This is a genomic window from uncultured Streptococcus sp. (assembly GCF_963545685.1).
Taxonomy (GTDB): domain Bacteria; phylum Bacillota; class Bacilli; order Lactobacillales; family Streptococcaceae; genus Streptococcus.
Map to the genome: position 1 here is coordinate 1 of NZ_CAUUKN010000088.1, position 3,918 is coordinate 3,918.

The following is a 3,918-nucleotide window of genomic DNA, read 5'->3' on the forward strand; positions in this document are numbered from 1 at the left end:
TATCTGAGCCTAACATAGATGGCTTTTTCTGTCTAGCTTAATTTTACAAATTGGGGTGTATAAAAATATTGTATTTATGACTAATATTCTGTTAAAATCGCATTAACTGTATATTAAATACATTACAATTGTGATATAATATCTTTAAAATTATGATATAAAGGAGACTCTCTTGAACATAAAAGACAGCATTGGACTAAGAATTAAAACTGAGCGTGAATGTCAACAGATGTCACGTGAAGTGTTATGTTTAGATGGTGCGGAATTGACTGTTCGCCAGTTAATTCGTATTGAAAAGGGGGAATCTCTCCCGTCTTTAGATAAATTATCGTATATTGCTAAACGTTTAGGAAAAAGTATGACAGATTTATTGGATCATGACAGAATTGAGATTCCTGACACATACTATGAGATGAAAAATCGATTAATAAAGTATCCTTCCTATGGAGACGAGGAGAGAGTGAAACGAAAACTGGAACTTATTGAAGAGGTGTATGAGAAATTTTTTGATATTCTTCCAGAAGAAGAATTATTAACTCTAGATATTCTCGAAAATATATTAGGTTTCACTAGCTGGGAGGAGAGTCCAAAGGTTGAAGAAATATATGAGGATTTATTTGAACAGGTCAAAAAGAAGAAGAAATTTTCAACTAATGATTTATTAGTTATTGATTATTATCTCTATCATCTTTATGGAAGAAAGCAGTATGATAAAAAACTCTTTGATAGGATTGTTGATAGAGTTCTAAACCAGGAAATTCCGACAGATGATGCCTATAATATTGCTTTATTTAATGATTTGATGGCTATTGCTGCTTTGAAGATTTTTCATAAGTCCTTCTCAGATTTCTTAACAGTTGTAGATAAGGCTTTGGCTGTTATAGAAAAATCACAGTTTCATAATTATAAACCAGGTGTCTATATTTTAGAAGCAAAGTATGAGCTTCTACATAAAGGAAACAAGAAAAAGGCTGCAGAGAATTATGATAAGGCCATAATGTTCGCCTCTGTTTTAGAAGATTCGGTTTTGGAAGGAAAAATTAGAGAAGAGAAGGCAGCGGATGGTTTGTAATTAAATCGGTGGTGACATAAATGTCACTACTTTTTTTATAATTAAATGTTTATCATATAGTTAATAAAAATATTAAGGAGTAAAACTTTGAAGAACTTAAAAAAATTTTTAGTATTACTTATCGCAGTAGCACCTTTCTTTATCATTTATTATTAATAAGGAGTCACCATGTCAAAATATCCATATATTTCACAGGTCGATCAGCGTGATTGTGGGGTAGCTGCCTTGGCAATGATTCTCAAGCACTATGGTTCATCCTATAGTTTAGCTTATTTGCGGGAGTTAGCTCAGACTTCTCGTGAAGGAACTTCTGCGCTTGGTTTGGTTGAAGCAGGCAAGCAGTTGGGTCTTGAAACTCAGGCCATTCGTGCAGATTTAGACTTGTTTAAACAAGAAAATCTATCTTATCCTTTTATTGTACATGTGGTTAAAGAAGGTGAGCTGCAACATTATTATACGGTGTTCGGCCAGACCAAGGGGCAGCTCATCATAGGTGATCCAGATCCTAGCAAGAAGGTCATTAAAATGCCGCTAGAGGTGTTTGAAAAGGAGTGGACGGGCGTTGCTCTCTTTTTTGTACCTGGAAAAACCTACATTAAATTTAAGGAAGAGGTACCTGGACTTCTTTCATTTTTACCAATCTTGTTTCGTCGTAAGGGTTTGATTACAGTTGTTGTCTTGCTGAGTTTTTTGGTGACCCTTGTTAATATTATTGGTTCCTATTATCTGCAATCTATTATTGATCACTTGATTCCTCAAGAAGCTTACTCTCTTCTGACTGTGATTTCGCTAGGCCTATGTATTTCTTATCTGGCTCAACAAGTTTTTACTTTTTTCAAAGATTATCTTCTACATCGATTGGGTAATTACTTGTCCATTTCTGTCATCCTTCCTTATATTAAGCATGTCCTTTCTTTGCCCATTAGTTTCTTCAGTTCACGTCGTACTGGTGAAATCACGTCACGTTTTGGAGATGCCAATACCATTATTGATGCCCTAGCTTCAACAATCTTATCGATTTTCCTAGATGTGACCATTGTGATAACTTTAGCTGTGGCTCTTATTTTACAAAACCGATCTCTTTTTTTGATGACCCTAACTGTAGTTCCCCTTTATGTTTTGATTATTCTGGCCTTTTATAAGCTTTTTGAGAAGAAAAATTATCAATTAATGGAGGCAAATAGTCAGGTTAATACCGCTGTTATTGATGATTTGCGCGGCATTGAAACTTTAAAATCTTTAAGAGTCGAAGAGAGACGTTATCAGGAAATTGAGGTGAAATTCCATGACTATTTGAAGAAATCCTTGTCTAAGGACAAGTGGCAATTAATCCAGGATGCCTTAAAAACAGGGGTTCAGCTAGTTTCTAATGTCTTTATCTTATGGTATGGGGCACAATTAGTTATGGAAGGACAACTATCTGCTGGTCAGTTGATTACCTATAATATGTTGCTGAATTATTTTACGACTCCTTTAATTAATATTATCAATCTTCAATCTAAGATTCAGCAAGCCAAAGTGGCCAATAATCGTCTCCAAGAAGTTTATGTTGTGAATAAGGAAGAAAAAGGGCAACTCAAAGATTTATCCTTTAAACAATTAGATTTAAAAGGTGTTAGTCACCGTTTCAGCTACCAACAAGAGACACTTCATAATATTAATTTGACGATTAATAAGGGTGAGAAAATCGCCCTCATGGGTCAGAGTGGTTCTGGGAAAACGACTTTAGCGAAGATTTTGTCAGGTTATTACACTAAATCTAGTGGTCATGTAGGCCTAGATAAAGATCCTGTTAGCCATGCAGAGCTGCGCCAGTTGGTGACCTATGTTCCACAACAGACCTATGTGTTTACGGGAACAATATTAGACAATCTGTTACTAGGTCTTGAAGGAGAAGTTGATGAGCAGCTTATTCTGAAAGTCTGTGAACAAGCTGATATTTTGGCTGATATTCAAAAGATGCCCCTAGGTTTTCAGACCCAAGTATCTGAAGACGGAGGTCTGTCTGGCGGTCAAAAACAAAGATTAGCTATAGCAAGGGCTCTCTTGTCCAAACAACCAATCTTGATTTTTGATGAAGCTACAAGTGGTCTGGACAGGGAAACTGAAAGTAGAGTAATGGCCAATCTTGCTAAACTGAAACGAACCATGATTTTCATCGCTCACCGTAGCAGTGTCCACCAATATGTCAGTCGTGTAGTGACTATGGCAGATGGGAGACTTGAAGCAGATAGTCCCAACTTCAATCCATTCCAGTTTATTTAAAATAATCTTCCTATTTATATAGAAAACTTAAGAAATCTAAAATTTCAAATCTTGCACCCATCTTCTTTATGTAGTATACTGGTAGCATACTATTAAGAGGTGTAAACATGTTAGAGGCATATAAAAATTTTTGGTTAGGCTATCTCGATTTTTATGGTCGTACAAAACGATCAGACTATTGGTGGGTTGTCTTAATTAATACAGTTATCTTTTGTTTGATTATCCTGCTGATGAGCTTACTTGGAGAAACAAGAGCTTCAGGTTTTACATTGACAGCCTTCATTCTATTTGTAGCAGCAACGGCGCTCCCAACAATCTCTATCCAGATTCGTCGTCTTCGTGATGCCAATTTTAATGTTGCATGGATAGTTTTAAAAGGGACCCCACTACTAGTAGTACTTTGGGTGATGTATGCCTTTCCTACAAGAAATTCAAAATAACTCCTATATAAAACGAGTGAGACTAGATAAGCTAGTTTCACTCGTTTTTTCGGCTCCTTGTCAACTGTAGTGGGTGACGAAAAGCTAACATCTAGAGAGGACCGGATAGGTTTTCTCTTTTTTTATGTTTAGAGTGATGAA

The 3,918-nt window shown here is 35.8% G+C and carries 3 protein-coding genes; all 3 read left to right on the forward strand.

Annotated features, from left to right (window positions below):
* Positions 1-172 precede the first annotated feature (172 nt).
* Positions 173-1,072, forward strand: a complete 900-nt coding sequence (locus RWZ99_RS09040) for an XRE family transcriptional regulator (protein ID WP_314678248.1) — start codon at positions 173-175, stop codon at positions 1,070-1,072.
* A 168-nt stretch (positions 1,073-1,240) separates the two neighbouring features.
* Positions 1,241-3,337 (forward strand): peptide cleavage/export ABC transporter, encoded by a 2,097-nt coding sequence (locus RWZ99_RS09045; protein ID WP_314678249.1) that lies wholly within the window; start codon positions 1,241-1,243, stop codon positions 3,335-3,337.
* Positions 3,338-3,444: 107 nt separating this feature from the next.
* Positions 3,445-3,777, forward strand: coding sequence for a DUF805 domain-containing protein (locus RWZ99_RS09050; RefSeq protein ID WP_314678251.1), 333 nt, complete (start codon positions 3,445-3,447; stop codon positions 3,775-3,777).
* The last annotated feature ends 141 nt before the right edge of the window (positions 3,778-3,918 follow it).